This is a genomic window from Bradyrhizobium sp. CCBAU 25360 (assembly GCF_028128695.1).
Lineage (GTDB): Bacteria > Pseudomonadota > Alphaproteobacteria > Rhizobiales > Xanthobacteraceae > Bradyrhizobium > Bradyrhizobium ottawaense.
In genome coordinates, this window is the sequence record NZ_LBJA01000035.1 from 187,063 (window position 1) to 203,905 (window position 16,843).

The following is a 16,843-nucleotide window of genomic DNA, read 5'->3' on the forward strand; positions in this document are numbered from 1 at the left end:
ACTCGCCTTCCGCCCATGGTTTACGAAACGTTCAGCGCTCGGCGCTAATGATGACGGTTGCTTAGAACAAGCTTCTGTAACCGCTCAGGATGAGCAGGCGTGATGTCCAAGGCCGAGCTATCGATCATCGAAGAGGTCGAATCCGCGATTCGCGCAGGCTCGGCGGAAAAGGGCCTGGAAACGGCCCGGCGCGTCACCGACCTGTTCCTCTCCTCTGCCGGCAGTTTCGACGACGAGCAGATCGCGCTGTTCGACGAGGTGCTCGAGCGCCTGATCGGCACCATCGAGCTTCGCGCCCTTGCCGACATGGGCGCACGCATCGCGCTCGCCGAGATCAGCGCGCAGCTGGCGCCGATCGCGCAGGCACCGCCTTCGGTAATCCGCCGCCTCGCCAGCAATAACGAGATCCGCATCGCCGGTCCCGTGCTGCAGGAATCCGCCCGCCTCGACGACGGCGAGTTGGTGAAGATCGCATCATCCAAGGGCGAGCCGCATCTGCTGGCGATCGCCGGCCGCTGGTGGTTAAAGGAAATCGTCACCGACGCACTTCTGGCGCGCCGCTATCCCAGCGTCAACCGGCGGCTCGCTGCCAATCCCGGCGCGCGCGTCTCCGGAAACGGATTCGCCGTCATAATCGGGCAAGCCGAGGCCGATCCCGAACTTGCCGTCAGCGTCGGCGTCCGCGTCGACCTGCCGTCGGAGCTGCGTCGCCGGTTGCTGCGCTCGGCCAGCGATGCCGTGCGCGCCCGCCTACTGTCGCGCGCGCCGCCGCATCTGTTCGAGGAAATCCAGAGCGCGATCGCCGCCGTCACCGTCGGTGTCGATCGCGAGATGTCGGGCGTCCGCGATTTCGAAGGTGCCAAGCGGGCGATTGCAATGCTCAAGGCGACCGGCCAGCTCAGCGAAGCGACGCTGCTCGGTTTCGCCACGCAGCGGCGCTATGAAGAGACCGCCGCAGCGCTGGCCGCATTGTCCGGATCAACCGTCGAGGTGATCCGCCCGCTGATGCAGAGCCTGCGCGACGACGGCTTGCTGGTGCCGTGCAAGGCGGCGCGGCTCAGCTGGGAGACCACGACCGCCGTGCTCGAAAGCCGCTTTGCCACAGGCGCCATGAAGCCGGCCGATCTTGCAAGAGCGCAAGGGCACTTTGCGCGGATGACGCCGGAGAATGCAAAGCGGACGCTGCGCTTCTGGCAGGTCAGGGCGTCGTAGGGCGCGCTCTTTGGGCAGGCATATCCACACCCTCGGTGTCGTCCCTGCGAACGCAGGGACCCATAACCACAGGGAGACGTTTGGCGAAGATTCGGAATTCGGTACTGCGACCATCCGCAACCGATAAATCACGCGGTATGGGTCCCTGCGTTCGCAGGGACGACGCTGGGGATTTAGCGCGTCCAACTCGCCGTAGCCCGACTAAGTAGTCAGTCGCTCACCATCGCCGCCAACGATCCGCAGCGACACCACGCTTCCCACCCGCTCGCCAGCGATCGCCACCGGCAGGTAATGCTCCGTGCGGCCCTGCGCCTCACTCTCGATCAGCACATCGCGCGTGGCACCGATTTCGGCTTGCAGCCGCTTGCGTAGCGCCATCTCGCCAGCTGCCCGCAGCCGCTTCGCGCGTTCCTTGATCGCCGGCCCCGCCACCTGCGGCATCCGTGCGGCCGGCGTGCCGGGGCGAGGCGAATAGGGGAAGACGTGCAGGAATGTCAGGCCGCATTCCTCGACCAGATCGAGCGAGCGCGAAAACATCTCCTCCGTCTCGGTCGGGAAACCCGCGATGATGTCGGCACCGAAGGCGATGTCCGGGCGCAGGCGACGGACCCGTTCGCAGAAGGCGAATGCATCGCGCCGCGAATGCCGCCGCTTCATGCGTTTCAGGATCATGTCATCGCCGGATTGCAGCGACAGATGCAGATGCGGCATCAGCCGCGCATCGCCGGCGATGGCATCGAGCAGATCGTCATCCGCCTCGATCGAATCGATCGATGAGATCCGCAGGCGCTTCAGCTCCGGCACATGCCGCAAAATCTGCTTCGTCAGCATGCCGAGCTTCGGCGTCCCCGGCAGGTCGGCGCCGTAGCTGGTGAGATCGACACCGGTCAGCACGATCTCGGCATGGCCGCGCTCGGCCAGCGTCCGCACCTGTTCGACCACCGCGCCCATAGGTACCGAGCGCGAATTGCCGCGGCCATAGGGGATGATGCAGAAGGTGCACCGATGGTCGCAGCCGTTCTGCACCTGCACGAACACGCGCGGCAGGCCGCTCGTATAGCCGTCGATGAGATGCGGCGCCATCTCCCTCACGGCCATGATATCGCTGACGGCGATCTTCTCGCCGGCGCCGAGATCGAAGGCATCGCGGGCCTCGCGCCAGGCTTGGCGGCGCATCTTGTCGTCGTTGCCGACGACGCGATCGACCTCGGTCATGTCGGCGAACATCGCAGCTTGCGTCTGCGCCGCGCAACCGGTGACGACGATGCGCGCCTCGGGCCGTTCGCGCTTCAGTTTGCGGATCGATTGCCGCGCCTGCGCCACCGCCTCGTTGGTGACGGCGCAACTGTTGATGACGATGGTGTCTGAAAGGCCAGCACCCTCGGCCTCGCGGCGGATCACTTCGGCCTCGAAAGCATTGAGGCGGCAGCCGAAGGTGACGACGTCGACGGCCATCAGGCGGCCGGCGCAAACAGCGCCGGATCGAATCTGCCCTCATATTCGAAGGTCGCCGTGCCCGTCATCAGCACGTGATCGTCGCGTTCGCGCCATTCGATGCCGAGCTTGCCGCCGGGCAGCGTGATCTCGACCTTGCGCTCGGCCCGCTTCAGGCGGGCCGCACCGACGGCCGTGGCGCAGGCCGCCGAGCCGCAGGCCCTGGTCAGGCCGGCACCGCGCTCCCAGGTGCGGATCGTGATGTGCTGGGGATCGACGATATGGGCGAGCGTGATGTTGGCGCGCTCCGGGAAGATCGGATGGTTTTCGAGCAGCGGACCGAAGCGCTCGAGATCATAGGCGTTGACGTCGTCGACCCAGAAGATCGCATGCGGATTGCCCATGCTCACCACGGAGGGCGAATGCAGGATCGGATTGTCGATCGGCCCGATCTGCAATTCGATGTAGCGGGTATCGCGGAACTCTTCCGCCAGCGGAATGTCCTGCCAGCCGAACTTCGGCGCGCCCATATCGACGGTGTAGAGATCGGGCGCCGGGCCCTGCCAGGCATTGAGCAAGCCGGCCGCCGTCTCGAACGTCGCGGCGGTCTGCCCGTTCTTCTCGAAGATGCGCCGCACCACACAGCGCATGCCGTTGCCGCAGGCACCGGCCTCGGAGCCATCGTTGTTGTAGATGCGGATGAAGGCTTCGGTGCCGTCGAGACGCGGCTTCTGCAGCACCATGAGCTGGTCGTAGGCCACGCCACCGTTCGCGGACGCCACCGCGCGGGCGTCGTCCGGCGTCACCTTTGCTGCGGAATCGCGCATGTCGACAACGACGATCTCGTTGCCGATGCCGTTCATCTTGGCAAATGCGTGGTTGGCCAGCGCGCTCATGAAAATTCCCGAATTTCGCCTGTCTTATATGGCGATCCTTGGCGGCTTGGCCAGTGATTTGCCGCCGGGCGCCAGGAGGACTGCCAGGAGGACTGCCATGACGCATCTGTCATGGGACGAATTTGGCACCCACGTGTTAGAACGGCGAAAGTTCGTCGCGAACCGGGATGCGCAGCCGGGCTCAAGCCGGATTAGGCCTTGGCGGGCAAGGTCTTGCTGATGAAGGGCCTTGGCTAAGGCCTTGGGGAGAATAAAAATGATCAGGTTTCGTCGTCTTGCTCTGGCCGCGCTGATCCCGGCAGCGGCCTTGTCGCTTGGCCTGCCCGAGGTTCTGGCGCAAACTCCGAGCCCGGCACCGGCGGCCTCGGCAAGTCCCTCGCCGGCCCCATCGGCTTCTCCCGCCCCGGCCGCGAGCGCCTCGCCTGCCCCAACGGCGACGGCCTCACCCGCGCCGTCGCCTGCCGCCAGCGCGTCGCCGGCCCCGACAACGTCGCCCTCGCCCGCAGCCAGTGCCTCACCCAGCCCCACGGCCCCGCCGCCGGCGGCGGCCGCAACACCTGCCCCGGTGCAGACCGCCGATCCGTTCGGCCCGGAAACCACGCTCGAGGCGAAGAAGGTCGTGATGGTCAAGGGCACTGCCAATTGGGACTCGGCCTTCGACACGCTGATCGACGCTTTCAAGGCGCTGAATACGCTCCTGGACAAGCAGGGCATCAAGCATGCCGGCAATGCGATGATCGTCTACACCTCGACCGACGATACCGGCTTCACCTTCCTTGCCGAGATCCCGGTCGAGCAGGATCCCAAGAACCTTGCCAAGGACATGAGCATCGGCAAGTCGCCGGAGGGCAAGGTGCTGAAATTCGTCCATCGCGGTTCCTACGACAACATGGACAACACCTACGAGGCGATCACCAATCACCTCGACGACAAGAGACTGGAAGCCAAGGACACCTTCATCGAGGAATACCTCACCGATCCACTCAAGACGGCAGAGGACAAGCTCGTGATCAACGTTTTCGTGCCACTGAAGTGAGACCGATGAAAAAGACTACCGTACTTGCTACGTCCCTTGCCGCCGTTTTCGCCGCCACGCTGCTGACAACGCCCGCGCTTGCCGATGATTTTCCATCCGCCATTACGGTGAGCGGCGAAGCCAACATTTCTGCGGCGCCCGATCTCGCGCAGATCGACGCCGGCGTCGCCAACGACGCCAAGACAGCGAAGGAAGCATCCGATGCCAACAACGCCGCGATGGGCAAGGTGCTGCTGGCGTTGAAGGGCGCCGGCATCGCCGAGAAGGATTACCAGACCTCGCGGCTGTCGCTGCAACCGCAATACGGCCAGAACAAATCCACCGGCGCATCCCCGGTGGTCGGCTTCCGCGCCAGCAACCGTGTCACCGTAAAAATTCGCGACGTGACCAAGGTCGCCACCATCATCGACACGCTGGTCGGCGCCGGCGCCAACGACATCGGCAACATCTCCTTCGAGGTGACGCAGGCGTCAAAACTGCTCGACGACGCGCGCGAGCAGGCGGTCGTGGACGCCCGCCGCAAGGCCGAGATCTACGCCAAGGCCACCGGCGTGACGCTGGGCGCGCCGCTCAGCGTGTCCGAGGGCGGCGCCCCGGTGCCGCTGTTCAAGGGGCGGATGGCGACAGCGCCGATGGCAGCGCCGCAAGCCGCAGTTGCGCCCGGCGAGGAAACGCTGTCGGTGACGGTGAATGTGAGCTGGGCGATCAAAGCGGGGCAGTAGGCCGCAAGAGGCACGCTGCCCGCCCAAACAACGGTGGTCGTCCCCGCGAAGGCGGGGACCCATAACCACAGGGAGGAGTGTGAGGCAACTCTCCCACTCCGAGTCTTCGCCAAACCACTCCCTGTGGGTATGGGTCCCGGATCTACGCTCCGCTTCGCTTGTCCGGGACGACAGCGAGACCTAAATCTCCACCACCTGCCCCGGCTGCATCGCCACGAACTTCTCCTGCGGAATCTTCGCAGCATCCAGGGCTTCGAGCAGCGCCTTGGCCGGCGCGTCGATCGCCTCATCCGTGAGCTGGAACGTGCCGTGATGATGCCCGAGCGCGGCCTCGGCGCCGCAATCGCGTAGCGCCTTCACCGCGTCCTCCGGATTCATGTGCTGGTCGCGCATGAACCAGCGCGGCTCGTAGGCGCCGATGGGGAGAATCGCCAGTCGCAGCTTCCCATGCTTCTCGGCGACACGGCGGAAATGCCGGCCATCGCCATAGCCGGAATCGCAGACGACGTAGATTTTTCCGGCCGGCGTCTCCAGCACGAAACTCGCCCACAGCGCCTTGTTGCGATCGAACATGCCGCGCGCCGTCCAGTGCCGGGTCGGCACCAGGTGCACGGCGATGCCCCCGCCGAGGTCGACGCGGTCATGCCAGTCGAAGGCTTCAACCTTGATCGTGGAATCCCAGCTGCGCATCGTCACGTCGTTGCCGAGCGGGGTCACCACACGCGGGGCAAAATTCTTGGTGAGCCGCGACAGCGTCGCGATGTCGAGATGATCGTAATGGCCGTGCGAGACCAGCACGACGTCGATCTTCGGCAGCTTCTCGAAGGCGATGCCGGGATCGTTGTGCCGCTTCGGCCCGGCCCAGGCGACCGGCGAGACCCGCGTCGACCAGACGGGGTCGACCAGAATGTTGCGGCCGCCGGTCTGGATCAGCCAGCTGGCATGCCCGACGAAGGAGAGCCGCACCTTGTCGCCGTCGACCCGCGCCGGCGGCGTGTCGGCATGGGGGCTGGGCGCCCAGTCGGGCCAGGTGGCGCGCTGCCGCTTGCCGCCGAGCTGCCAACGCAGCACCTCCCGAAGCGATTTCGGCGGCGCGCCGTCCGGATCGAAGAAGTTCAGACCGTCGAAATGGTCGGAGGCGGGACCGTCGTAGGTTTTCATGCGGGACATCCAAAGGGACGGGACACCGACCAGGGCGCCTGCCCCGGCAAGCAGTCCGAACAGGCGGCGGCGGGTGATCGGCACGGCGGGCTTCAGGACTGGTGGCGGAGGTAAGTCATCACCTTCTATATGGGCGAGGCAAAAGGAAAAGGAACCTGCAGTAGAAAGCGACGTATTTTCAAGATGTTACCTTGGTAGAGACATTCCGGCGCCCTAACTTTCCTTGACTTTTGGGCGTGAGCGGCGTTTAACCCCGCCACTTTCTCGGAAAGGCTTTCTTTTCGACCCGCCGACTGGTCCTCGAGGCCGGAGGTCAACGCCCGACAGCGCTGTGCGCCCTCGGGCGTAAAGGTGTTTGGACTTTCTTCTCCCTCGCCCCGCTCTTGCGGGGAGAGGGTCGGGGTGAGGGGCTCTCTCCGCGCATGGTGCGCGTAGACGGTCCCGTACCCCCTCACCCGGATCGCAAGGGCGATCCGACCTCTCCCCGCGAGCGGGGAGAGGTAAAAGAGGACAACGGCATTGTTCGACAATCTGTCGGAACGGCTTGGCGGAATTCTCGATCGTCTGACGGGGCGCGGTGCGCTGACCGAAAAGGACGTCGATGCCGCGATGCGCGAGGTGCGCCGCGCGCTGCTGGAGGCCGACGTCGCGCTCGAGGTGGTTCGCAGCTTCACCGAGCGCGTGCGCGAGCAGGCGATCGGCGCGACCGTCGTCAAGTCGGTCACCCCCGGCCAGATGGTTGTCAAGATCGTCCATGACGAGCTGATCAACACGCTCGGGGCCGAAAGCCAGACCATCGACGTCAACTCCGTGCCGCCGGTGCCGATCATGATGGTCGGTCTGCAAGGCTCCGGTAAAACCACCACCACTGCAAAGCTCGCCCGCCGTCTGGTCCAGCGTGACAAGCGCAAGGTGCTGATGGCCTCGCTCGACGTCTATCGCCCGGCGGCGATGGAGCAGCTGGCCGTGCTCGGCCGCGACCTCGACATTCCGACCCTGCCGATCGTGGCGGGACAGCAGCCGCCGCAGATCGCCAAGCGCGCGCTGGAAGCCGGTAAGCTCGGCGGCTACGACATCGTGCTGCTCGACACCGCCGGCCGCACCACGCTCGACGAAGATATGATGGCGGAAGCCGCCGCGATCAAAGCTGCGGCCAATCCGCATGAAGTGCTGCTGGTCGCCGACAGCCTCACCGGTCAGGACGCCGTGAACCTCGCGCGCGCGTTCGATCAGCGCGTCGGCCTCACCGGCATCGTGCTGACCCGCGTCGACGGCGACGGCCGCGGCGGTGCTGCGCTGTCGATGCGCGCGGTCACCGGCAAGCCGATCAAGCTGATCGGCACCGGTGAAAAGACCGACGCGCTGGAAGATTTCCACCCCGATCGTATTGCCGGCCGCATCCTTGGCATGGGCGACGTGGTGTCGCTGGTCGAGCGCGCTGCCGCCAACATCGACGCCGAAAAGGCCGCGCGCACCGCCGAACGCATGCGCAAGGGTCAGTTCGACCTCAACGACATGCGCGAGCAGCTGCTGCAGATGGCCAGCATGGGCGGCATCAGCGGGCTGATGGGCATGATGCCCGGCATCGCCAAGATGAAGAACCAGATTGCGGCCGCCGGCATCGACGACAAGATCCTGAAGCGCCAGGTCGCGGTGATCGATTCCATGACGCGCGACGAGCGCCGTCATCCCGATTTGCTCAAGGCCAGCCGCAAGAAGCGTATCGCTGCAGGGTCCGGCCAGAGCGTCGAGCAGGTCAACAAGCTGCTCAAGATGCACCGGAACATGGCTGATGTGATGAAGGCCATGGGCTCGGGCAAGCGCGGCCCGCTCGCCGGCATCGCGCAGGCCATGGGCTTTGGCGGCGGCATGAAGCCGCCCTCGCCGGAAGAGATGAAGGCGCTGCAGGAGAAGATGCAGAGCGGCGGCGGACAGGGTCTGCCCAATTTGCCGAAGGATCTGCCTGCCGGCTTGCGTCAGGGCCTGCCGAATGTGCCGGGGCTCACGGGCCTCAGCGGCAAGCCGATGCTGCCGGGCCTCGGCGGTTTTCCCGGCAAGAAGAAATGAGGAATTCGTCGCACGGGATCGCACGGTCTCGCGCGGCGCGAAAATACCAATCAACCGAACAAACTGTACTTTGAAGGAGAACTGAATGTCCGTCGTTATCCGCCTCGCCCGCGCAGGCACCAAGAAGCGTCCCGTCTATCACGTCGTCGTCGCCGACTCGCGCTTCCCCCGCGATGGCCGCTTCATCGAGCGTCTCGGCTATTTCAACCCGCTGCTGCCGAAGGACAACGAGACTCGTCTGAAGCTCGACATGGACAAGGTGAAGGCCTGGCTCGCCAAGGGCGCGCAGCCGTCCGACCGCGTGGCGCGTTTCCTCGACGCTGCCGGCGTCAAGAAGCGCGAAGCGCGCAACAATCCCGAGAAGGCCGTGCCGCGCAAGGAGCGCAAGGCGCAGGCCGAAGCCGCCGCGAAGGGCTAAGGCTAGATCATGTCGGCGCTGGTCTGCGTCGCGCGGATCGGCGCCGCGCATGGTGTGCGCGGTGCGGTCAAATTGTGGACCTTCACCGAGGATCCCTTTGCCGTCAGGAGCTACGGTCCGCTGCTGTCCAAGGACGGCAAGCGCCAGTTCGAGGTCGCAACGGCGCGCGAGGCAAAAGATCATCTGGTCGCGACGTTCAAGGGCGTCACGACCCGCGATGAGGCCGAGCGCCTCAACGGCATCGAGCTCTACGTCGCGCGCGAAAAACTGCCCGCGACGGATGAGGACGAATATTACCACACCGACCTGATCGGGCTCGCCGCCGTCACCACGGACGGCGACGCGCTCGGCCGCGTGCTCGCGATCCATAATTTCGGCGCCGGCGACATCATCGAAATCGCGCCGCCCAAGGGCACGACGATGCTGCTGCCGTTCACGAACGCAGTGGTGCCGGAGGTCGATCTCAAAGGCGGCCGCGTCGTGATCGCGCTGCCGCAGGAGATCGAGGGCGATGACAATGATCCCTCCACGAGTCGTCCCCGCGAACGCGGGGACCCATAACCACAGGCCGTGGTTTTTGGCTAAGCTGATGGCTCCAGCCATCGCAAAACTGGCTGCGGTGGTTATGGGTCCCGGATCTGCGCTGCGCTTGTCCGGAACGACGAGAATTGAGATCCGATGACAACCCCCTCACCCTGGCGCGCGACGGTGCTGACGCTGTTTCCGGAGATGTTTCCGGGGCCGCTCGGCGTGAGCCTGGCCGGCCGGGCGCTGGCCTCCGGGCTGTGGGAGATCGAGGCGCGGGACATAAGGGCGTCCGCCACCGACCGCCACCGCAGCGTTGACGACACCCCGGCCGGCGGCGGGCCGGGCATGGTGCTGCGGGCGGATGTTCTGGCGGCGGCCATCGATGCCGCCGAGATCGCCCCCGAGCGGCCGCGGCTGCTGATGAGCCCGAGGGGGCGGCCATTGACCCAGGCCCGCGTCACAGAGCTCGCCCAGGGCCCCGGCCCCCTGATCATCTGCGGGCGCTTCGAGGGGATCGACCAGCGGGTGATCGACGGGCGGGGCCTGGAGGAGGTCTCGATCGGGGATTACGTGCTCTCGGGGGGCGAAATCGCCGCTTTGGCCCTGATCGACGCCTGCGTGCGGCTGCTGCCGGGCGTGATGGGCAAGGAGGCCTCGGGAACCGAGGAAAGCTTCTCCGACGGCCTGCTTGAATACCCCCAATACACCCGGCCGCAGCTGTTCGAGGGCGCTCCGATCCCTGATATCCTGACCTCGGGCGACCACGCCAAGGTGGCCAGCTGGCGACGGGCGCAATCCGAGGCCCTCACGGCTGCCCGGCGGCCGGATTTATGGGCCCAGATCCCCCCCAAGGCCCCAAATCGGGCGGGACGCCAAAAAACGCCAAAAAACAAGACAGACGGGTGACAAACGCTCCGGCTTGCCTTATAGGAGCGGCCACATCCGCAATAGCTGGATAGACGAATTTCGCGCAGCCCCCGATCTGCGGCTGGGCGCGCCGATGGAGATTTACCCATGAACCTGATCAAGCAGCTCGAGCAAGAGCAATTCGACAAGCTGTCCGCTGGCAAGGACATCCCGGAATTCGGTCCCGGCGACACCGTGATCGTCAACGTGAAGGTCGTCGAAGGCGACCGCACCCGCGTGCAGGCCTATGAAGGCGTCTGCATCGGCCGTTCCGGCGGTGGGCTCAACGAGAGCTTCACCGTCCGCAAGATCTCCTACGGCGAGGGCGTGGAGCGCGTGTTCCCGGTGATGTCGCCGATGATCGACTCGATCAAGGTGGTGCGCCGCGGCAAGGTGCGTCGCGCCAAGCTCTATTACCTCCGCAGCCTTCGCGGCAAGTCGGCCCGCATCGTCGAGAAGCAGGACCGCCAGACCGCGGTCGGCGAGTAAGCTCCGCCCCATCAGGCAAGTTTTCGAAAGCGCGGGGCTCGGCTCCGCGCTTTTTTGTTGCGTCAGCCGTGCGCGTCAAACCACTCGCGCTTCCAATTCGGCCTGCTATATATTCTTGGAATGTTTCCAGATCCGGCCAGCCTCGCCCCCGTCAAGCGCATCGTCATCGACGATCGCTCGCGGCTGCCTGGCCGGTTCTTCGGACGCTTCGCGACCTCGGCAACGTCAGAGCTTACGCGCGCAGCCTAAAAGCTGCGCTGACGATTTTGTTGCCCGCGCGCCGCGCGCGCCTATCCGCTGACACAACATTCTTTCGGAGCTGACGCTCATGTCCAAGCCGACCACATTGTACGACAAGATCTGGAACGACCATCTGGTGCACGAAGCCGAGGACGGCACCTGCCTGCTTTATATCGATCGCCATCTGGTGCACGAGGTGACCTCGCCGCAGGCGTTCGAAGGCCTGCGCGCGACGGGGCGCAAGGTTCATGCGCCCGAGAAGACGCTCGCCGTCGTCGACCACAACGTGCCGACCACCGATCGCACCAAGCCGAATCCCGATCCTGAAAGCATCGAGCAGATCAAGGCGCTGGCCGAGAACGCCAAGGAATTCGGCATCGAATATTACAACGAGTTCGACAAGCGCCAGGGTGTCGTCCACGTCATCGGCCCCGAGCAGGGTTTTACCCTGCCCGGCACCACCATCGTCTGCGGTGACAGCCACACCTCGACGCATGGCGCGTTCGGCGCGCTCGCGCACGGCATCGGCACTTCCGAGGTCGAGCACGTGCTGGCGACGCAGACGCTGATCCAGAAGAAGGCGAAGAACATGCGCGTCACCGTCGATGGCAAATTGCCCGACGGCGTGACGGGCAAGGACATCATCCTCGCCATCATCGGCGAGATCGGCACCGCGGGCGGCACCGGCTACGTGCTGGAATACGCCGGCGACGCCATCAGCGCGCTCAGCATGGAAGGCCGCATGACGGTCTGCAACATGTCGATCGAAGGCGGCGCGCGCGCCGGCCTGGTCGCGCCCGACCAGAAGGCGTTCGACTTCCTGCGTGGCCGCCCGAAGGCGCCGAAGGGCGCGGACTGGGACGCGGCGATGCGCTACTGGGAGAAGTTGCGCTCCGACGAGGGCGCGCATTTCGACAACGAGCTGCGCCTCGATGCCGCCAAGCTGCCGCCGATCGTGACCTGGGGCACCAGCCCTGAGGACGTCATCTCCGTGACCGGCATCGTGCCCGACCCTGACAAGATCGCGGACGAGGCCAAGCGCCTCTCCAAGCACCGCGCGCTGAAGTACATGGGCCTCACCGCGGGCACCAAGATCACCGACATCAAGGTCGACCGCATCTTCATCGGCTCCTGCACCAATGGCCGCATCGAGGACTTGCGCGCGGCGGCGAAGATTGCCGAAGGCAAGACCGTCTCAGCGCATGTCAACGCCATGGTCGTGCCGGGCTCCGGCCTCGTGAAGGAGCAGGCCGAAGCCGAAGGTCTGGATAAGATCTTCATCAAGGCCGGCTTCGAATGGCGCGAGCCCGGTTGCTCGATGTGCCTCGCGATGAACCCGGACAAGCTGGCCCCGGAAGAGCGCTGCGCCTCGACCTCGAACCGCAATTTCGAGGGCCGCCAGGGCTTCAAGGGCCGCACCCATCTGGTGTCGCCGGCGATGGCGGCAGCGGCGGCGATCGCGGGTCATTTCGTCGACGTCAGGGACTGGCGCTAAGCCGGTCCCTGCAATTGTAGCGATCGCGGCAAACCGCCGTTAAACGATCGCCTGACACTCTCGTCCTCGCGAGGTTTTCGCGAGGACGCGCGCCATGGCCAACAAGCCTGAATATGTCGACCTGATCGGCGAGGCCACGCGCCAGCACCGCCGGCGCGCGCCGCGCCTGCACATCGTCGCCAAGCCCGAGATCGAGGAGATCTCGAAGCTCAGCCGCTGGCCGCCCGCGATGTTCAAGCAGTGGAAGGTCGAGACCCTGATGCGGTGGAAAGCTTCGTCGTGGAAGCTGAAGGATTGGCTTTAGCCGCCGGACGAGCAAAGGGCGCCGCTGAGGCGCCCTTTTCACGTCGATCGTGCCTACCAATAGTACCGATACGGATGGTGCCAGCGATGCCAGCGGCAGATGCGGCGCGGGCCGTAATAGGTCCAGATGACCCGGCAGCGGCGCGGATAATGGTAGTAGGGATAATAGCCGCCGACATAATAGCGCCGGTGGAAGTGGCGATGGCCGTAGTGAGGCCGATAGATCCCGTAGCGATGAAATCCGCCGTAGCGGTGAACACCGCCATAGCGATAGCCGCCGCCATGGAAGGCCGGCGCGGCGCGGAAGCGGCCGATATGGCCGCCATGGAATCCACCGCCGCGGAAACCGCCGATATGTCCTCCGCCACCGCGGAAGCCTCCACCACCGTGAAAATGCCCGCCACCGCCATGTCCACCGCCGCCGTGGCGAACCTTCGTGACGAGGTCGTCGGCCGCGGCCTTCGTCGCGGGTGACGTCGCCGGATTGATCAAGGTCAGCGCTTCAGCACGACGCGCGGTTCCGGCCGACAGCATCAGCGTCGCCGCAGCTGCAATCCCGAGCAGGCGCATCGGGCCTGCCCGGAGACCCAAACTCCTCAGCATGGACTTCTCCCTGAATCTGGACAGCGGAGTGGCGATGCTCGTTCCCGGCCCGCGTCATCCCTGTTCAATTGCAGTCGCTCCCGGGGTTAAATTGCGGACAGCGATGTGAACGCGCCATGAATGAACGAGGCGGGCGGCGCGCTGCGGCGCTGTGCCGCTAAGGGAAGGAAGTCTTGAGATGACCGTCTACGCGATTGCACAATTGAAGATGACCGACCGCGCGGCCTACGATCGCTATCAGGCGCGGTTCTTCGATGTGTTCAGGAAGTACAATGGGCGGCTGCTCGCTGCCGATGAGCGACCGCGCGTGCTCGAAGGGGCGTGGCCGCACGACAAGCTGGTCATGATGTCGTTTCCGGACGAGGCCGTCCTCGCCTTCTCGAACTCACCCGACTACGAGGAGATTTCGCGCGACCGCAAGGCGGGCGCGCAGGCGACCGTATTGCTGGTCAAGGGATTTGCGCCCGCCGGCTAGGACGTCACCAGAACGGCCCGTAGCCGAACACGAACGGCGCGGGCACGCGGTAGGGATAAGGACGGTAGTGGACCGGCCGCGCGTAATAGCGGGGATCATGGCGCACGATGGGCCGCGCAATGCCATGGGTTCGTGCGTGTCGTCGCACGTCGAAGACGGCGATCCCGGCCGAGGCCTCCGGCACCCTCGGCGCCGCGGACGCGCGAGGCAGGCCCGCGGCAAGCGCGACGACAACGGCCAATGCAAACCATCTCGCCATGACGCCCCCTTGAGGCTCCCGCGCTGCGCGCGAGCGTCGAACCGGCATCAGCCGCGGCGCCAGTAGCAGCTCATCCGCGGCACGATCACCGTGCCGCTCGGCCGGTATTCCTGCACATAGGTCGCGTTGCATTCGCGGACCGCGTCGGGACCGGGATTGTAGCGCGGATAGACGCCGTCAGGACTGTAATAGGGCGTGACGCGCAAGCGCGGCGGCCGCTTGCGCGGCGGCGGGGCATCAGGCGGGGCTGCCTGGGCGAGGCGAATCTCGGAGCCGGCGGTCTGCGCCTCGGCGCCAACGCAAAACGGCGAAAACAACCCCATGCACAGTAGCGTCAGCGCTGTTTTCGCTCGCATTTTTCCGCCCACCTGAAACGTCCCATTCGAGGCCCACGCTCCCCGTTTTGGCGGCGCCCGTCAACCTCGCCGCGCTTTATAAAGCGGGATGCATCAGCGGGAAACCCGCGCTAAGAGAGCCTCATGTGGACGGAATTGAAAGCGCCTTCGCTGGCCGAGATGGAAGCGACGGCACACGACATCTTCGAGCGCCTGCCGGCGGAATTTCGTAGGCTGTGCGAGGGCGTGATCCTCCGCGTCGACGACTTCCCGACCGAGGAGGTCCTGGACGAAATGGAATGCGAGAGCGAGTTCGACCTGCTCGGCCTGTTCCAGGGCGTCGGCCTGCCGCAGCAGAGCCTTGGCGACGTGGCGCGGCTGCCCAACATGGTCTGGCTCTACCGCCGGCCGATCCTTGATTACTGGGCCGAGCACGACGAGAGCCTCGGCCATATCGTCCGCCACGTCCTGATCCACGAGATCGGCCACCATTTTGGCCTGTCGGACGACGATATGGCGGCGATTGAGGCTCAGGCAGAGTAGACCTGCCGAATTCGGCCTAGGATTCCGGCCCCGATCGCGATAAATACCTGTTCCCCTAGGCCCATCCGGGAAAGCGCAACCATGGACAAGTTCACCACGCTGGAAGGCGTCGCGGCGCCGCTGAAGATCATCAATGTCGACACCGACATGATCATTCCGAAGCAGTACCTCAAGACCATCAAGCGCACCGGCCTTGGCAAGGGGCTCTTCTCCGAGCAGCGCTACAAGGACGACGGCAGCGAGAATCCGGATTTCGTCCTCAATCAGCCCGCCTATCGAAATGCGAAGGTGCTGGTCGCCGGCGACAATTTCGGCTGCGGCTCGAGCCGCGAGCACGCGCCCTGGGCGCTGCTCGACTTCGGCATCCGCTGCGTGATCTCGACCTCGTTCGGCGACATCTTCTACAACAACTGCTTCAAGAACGGCATTCTGCCGATCCGCGTCAGCCAGGAAGACCTCGACAAGCTGTTCGACGATGCCGAGCGCGGCGCCAATGCGACGCTGACGATCGACCTGCCGAACCAGGAGATCCGCGGCCCCGACGGCGGCAAGGTCAAGTTCGAGGTCGACCCGTTCCGCAAGCACTGCCTGATCAACGGCCTCGACGACATCGGCCTCACGATGGAGAAGAAGGCCTCGATCGACACCTATGAGGACAAGCTCAAGCGCGAACGCGCCTGGGCCTGAGCTTGCGTCTTCATTCAGCCCCGGTGCCGACTGCGCCGGGGCTTTTTCTTTGCCTCGCTTATCCCGTATAGCTCGCCGCATGCTGCCCGACATCGTCACCTTCTGGCATGGCCCGATGGATGCGCTGCGCCAGACCTGTCTGCGCTCGCAGCTGGCGGCCGGCCACAAGGTCACGGTCTATAGTTTCGACACCATTCCCGGCCTGCCCGCCGGCGTCGCAAACGCAGACGCCGAAGCGATCCTGCCGCACGCGTTCTCGGAACGCTTGCGGCCACCGCAACCGGATGGAAGCTGGCGCGACTGGACCACGCTGCAGTTCAGCGATTTCTTCCGCATGAAGCTGATGGCGAAGGATCTCGGCCTCTGGCTCGATGCCGATGTGCTGCTCTTGAAGCCCGTCGAGATCGATCCGGCAAAGCCTTACTTCGCCTGGGAGCGGCCGCGCCAGCTCGGCAATTCCGTGATCTACCTGCCGCCCCGGCACGGCATCGTCGCCGCCTTCGAGGAGCTGATGGAGCAGGAGGAGCTGACGCCGAACTGGCTGTCGGTCCGCCATCGCATCACCTTCATGATGCGCCGCCTGCGCGGCAGCTCGAACCGCCTCTCCGATATCCGCGTCGCGATCTTCGGCCCCGCGGCACTCACCGCGCTCGCGCGCCGCACCGGTGAGCTCGCTTGCGCGCTCCCGAAGCAGTCGTTCTACGCCGTGCATGCGGAACCAAAACTGTTCTTCGATCCCTCGAGCTATCTCGGCCTCGTCACCAGCCCCGAGATTATCGGCCTGCACATCTCGCCCAAGGGCCGCGGCGGCGAAAAGCCGATTCCCGGCAGCCTGTATGCCTGGGCGGCGGAGCGGTTTGCTTAGCTCTCGTGCCCCGGACGCTGCGCAGCACCTCTTGGTGATGCGCTGCTGAGCCGGGGCCCAGTAACGTGGCGAGATGGGTCCCGGCTCTGCGGAGCGGCACTTCGCGCCGCACCGCGTCCGGAACACGCGATCAACCTCGCTCGATCGAGTTTGATCCAGCGCAACGCGC

General features: G+C 65.3%; 20 protein-coding genes. 14 read left to right on the plus strand and 6 right to left on the minus strand.

Going from position 1 to position 16,843, the window contains the following annotated elements; genetic code table 11:
* Window positions 1–102: 102 nt before the first annotated feature.
* On the plus strand, window positions 103–1,212 hold the full coding sequence (locus XH81_RS12690; RefSeq protein ID WP_271596217.1) for a DUF2336 domain-containing protein: 1,110 nt from the start codon (window positions 103–105) through the stop codon (window positions 1,210–1,212).
* A 201-nt stretch (window positions 1,213–1,413) separates the two neighbouring features.
* On the opposite strand, the gene mtaB is transcribed toward XH81_RS12690, so the two are convergent.
* On the minus strand, window positions 1,414–2,667 hold the full coding sequence (mtaB, locus tag XH81_RS12695; protein ID WP_271596218.1) for a tRNA (N(6)-L-threonylcarbamoyladenosine(37)-C(2))-methylthiotransferase MtaB: 1,254 nt from the start codon (window positions 2,665–2,667) through the stop codon (window positions 1,414–1,416).
* Window positions 2,667–3,542, minus strand: a complete 876-nt coding sequence (dapF, locus tag XH81_RS12700) for a diaminopimelate epimerase (protein ID WP_028139242.1) — start codon at window positions 3,540–3,542, stop codon at window positions 2,667–2,669. Before dapF ends, mtaB begins: the two co-directional genes overlap by 1 nt.
* 256 nt (window positions 3,543–3,798) lie before the next feature.
* On the opposite strand from dapF, the gene XH81_RS12705 reads away from it, so the two are divergent.
* Together XH81_RS12705 and XH81_RS12710 are read left to right on the plus strand one after the other, a co-directional pair.
* A complete protein-coding gene (locus XH81_RS12705; RefSeq protein ID WP_271596219.1) occupies window positions 3,799–4,578 on the plus strand; it encodes a GyrI-like domain-containing protein in 780 nt (259 codons plus the stop codon).
* Window positions 4,579–4,583: 5 nt separating this feature from the next.
* Window positions 4,584–5,300: an SIMPL domain-containing protein gene (locus XH81_RS12710; protein WP_161966311.1), complete on the plus strand. Its 717-nt coding sequence runs from the start codon at window positions 4,584–4,586 to the stop codon at window positions 5,298–5,300.
* A gap of 180 nt (window positions 5,301–5,480) precedes the next feature.
* Here XH81_RS12710 and XH81_RS12715 read toward each other — a convergent pair whose 3' ends face one another.
* On the minus strand, window positions 5,481–6,545 hold the full coding sequence (locus XH81_RS12715; protein ID WP_271596220.1) for an MBL fold metallo-hydrolase: 1,065 nt from the start codon (window positions 6,543–6,545) through the stop codon (window positions 5,481–5,483).
* 435 nt (window positions 6,546–6,980) lie between these two features.
* Here XH81_RS12715 and ffh point away from each other — a divergent pair, with 435 nt between their 5' ends.
* The 7 genes from ffh to XH81_RS12750 all read left to right on the plus strand — a co-directional run bounded on the left by ffh (window position 6,981) and on the right by XH81_RS12750 (window position 12,908).
* Window positions 6,981–8,528, plus strand: coding sequence for a signal recognition particle protein (ffh, locus tag XH81_RS12720; RefSeq protein ID WP_095425488.1), 1,548 nt, complete (start codon window positions 6,981–6,983; stop codon window positions 8,526–8,528).
* A gap of 85 nt (window positions 8,529–8,613) precedes the next feature.
* Window positions 8,614–8,946, plus strand: a complete 333-nt coding sequence (gene rpsP, locus XH81_RS12725) for a 30S ribosomal protein S16 (protein ID WP_008133080.1) — start codon at window positions 8,614–8,616, stop codon at window positions 8,944–8,946.
* A gap of 9 nt (window positions 8,947–8,955) precedes the next feature.
* The gene (gene rimM, locus XH81_RS12730; RefSeq protein WP_028139247.1) at window positions 8,956–9,507 is read left to right on the plus strand and encodes a ribosome maturation factor RimM; all 552 of its coding nucleotides are present in this window, start codon (window positions 8,956–8,958) and stop codon (window positions 9,505–9,507) included.
* A gap of 117 nt (window positions 9,508–9,624) precedes the next feature.
* A complete protein-coding gene (gene trmD / locus XH81_RS12735; RefSeq protein WP_028139248.1) occupies window positions 9,625–10,380 on the plus strand; it encodes a tRNA (guanosine(37)-N1)-methyltransferase TrmD in 756 nt (251 codons plus the stop codon).
* Window positions 10,381–10,488: 108 nt separating this feature from the next.
* Window positions 10,489–10,869, plus strand: a complete 381-nt coding sequence (gene rplS, locus XH81_RS12740) for a 50S ribosomal protein L19 (protein ID WP_028139249.1) — start codon at window positions 10,489–10,491, stop codon at window positions 10,867–10,869.
* 328 nt (window positions 10,870–11,197) lie between these two features.
* On the plus strand, window positions 11,198–12,604 hold the full coding sequence (leuC, locus tag XH81_RS12745; RefSeq protein ID WP_028139250.1) for a 3-isopropylmalate dehydratase large subunit: 1,407 nt from the start codon (window positions 11,198–11,200) through the stop codon (window positions 12,602–12,604).
* 94 nt (window positions 12,605–12,698) lie between these two features.
* The gene (locus tag XH81_RS12750; RefSeq protein ID WP_028139251.1) at window positions 12,699–12,908 is read left to right on the plus strand and encodes a hypothetical protein; all 210 of its coding nucleotides are present in this window, start codon (window positions 12,699–12,701) and stop codon (window positions 12,906–12,908) included.
* A 53-nt stretch (window positions 12,909–12,961) separates the two neighbouring features.
* Here the strand turns inward: XH81_RS12750 and XH81_RS12755 are convergent, their stop codons facing one another.
* A complete protein-coding gene (locus XH81_RS12755) occupies window positions 12,962–13,510 on the minus strand; it encodes a hypothetical protein (RefSeq protein WP_028139252.1) in 549 nt (182 codons plus the stop codon).
* Window positions 13,511–13,688: 178 nt separating this feature from the next.
* On the opposite strand from XH81_RS12755, the gene XH81_RS12760 reads away from it, so the two are divergent.
* Entirely contained in the window at window positions 13,689–13,985 is a 297-nt protein-coding gene (locus XH81_RS12760) for a DUF1330 domain-containing protein (RefSeq protein WP_028139253.1), read from the plus strand.
* A 4-nt stretch (window positions 13,986–13,989) separates the two neighbouring features.
* Here XH81_RS12760 and XH81_RS12765 read toward each other — a convergent pair whose 3' ends face one another.
* On the minus strand, window positions 13,990–14,244 hold the full coding sequence (locus XH81_RS12765) for a hypothetical protein (RefSeq protein WP_028139254.1): 255 nt from the start codon (window positions 14,242–14,244) through the stop codon (window positions 13,990–13,992).
* A gap of 47 nt (window positions 14,245–14,291) precedes the next feature.
* Complete coding sequence (locus XH81_RS12770) at window positions 14,292–14,567, minus strand: hypothetical protein (protein ID WP_028139255.1); 276 nt, start codon at window positions 14,565–14,567, stop codon at window positions 14,292–14,294.
* Window positions 14,568–14,723: 156 nt separating this feature from the next.
* On the opposite strand from XH81_RS12770, the gene XH81_RS12775 reads away from it, so the two are divergent.
* The 3 genes from XH81_RS12775 to XH81_RS12785 all read left to right on the plus strand — a co-directional run bounded on the left by XH81_RS12775 (window position 14,724) and on the right by XH81_RS12785 (window position 16,674).
* Window positions 14,724–15,122, plus strand: a complete 399-nt coding sequence (locus tag XH81_RS12775) for a metallopeptidase family protein (protein ID WP_028139256.1) — start codon at window positions 14,724–14,726, stop codon at window positions 15,120–15,122.
* An 81-nt stretch (window positions 15,123–15,203) separates the two neighbouring features.
* Window positions 15,204–15,809, plus strand: coding sequence for a 3-isopropylmalate dehydratase small subunit (gene leuD / locus XH81_RS12780; RefSeq protein ID WP_271596221.1), 606 nt, complete (start codon window positions 15,204–15,206; stop codon window positions 15,807–15,809).
* Between the two features lie 79 nt (window positions 15,810–15,888).
* Window positions 15,889–16,674: a hypothetical protein gene (locus XH81_RS12785; protein WP_028139257.1), complete on the plus strand. Its 786-nt coding sequence runs from the start codon at window positions 15,889–15,891 to the stop codon at window positions 16,672–16,674.
* Window positions 16,675–16,843: the final 169 nt, after the last annotated feature.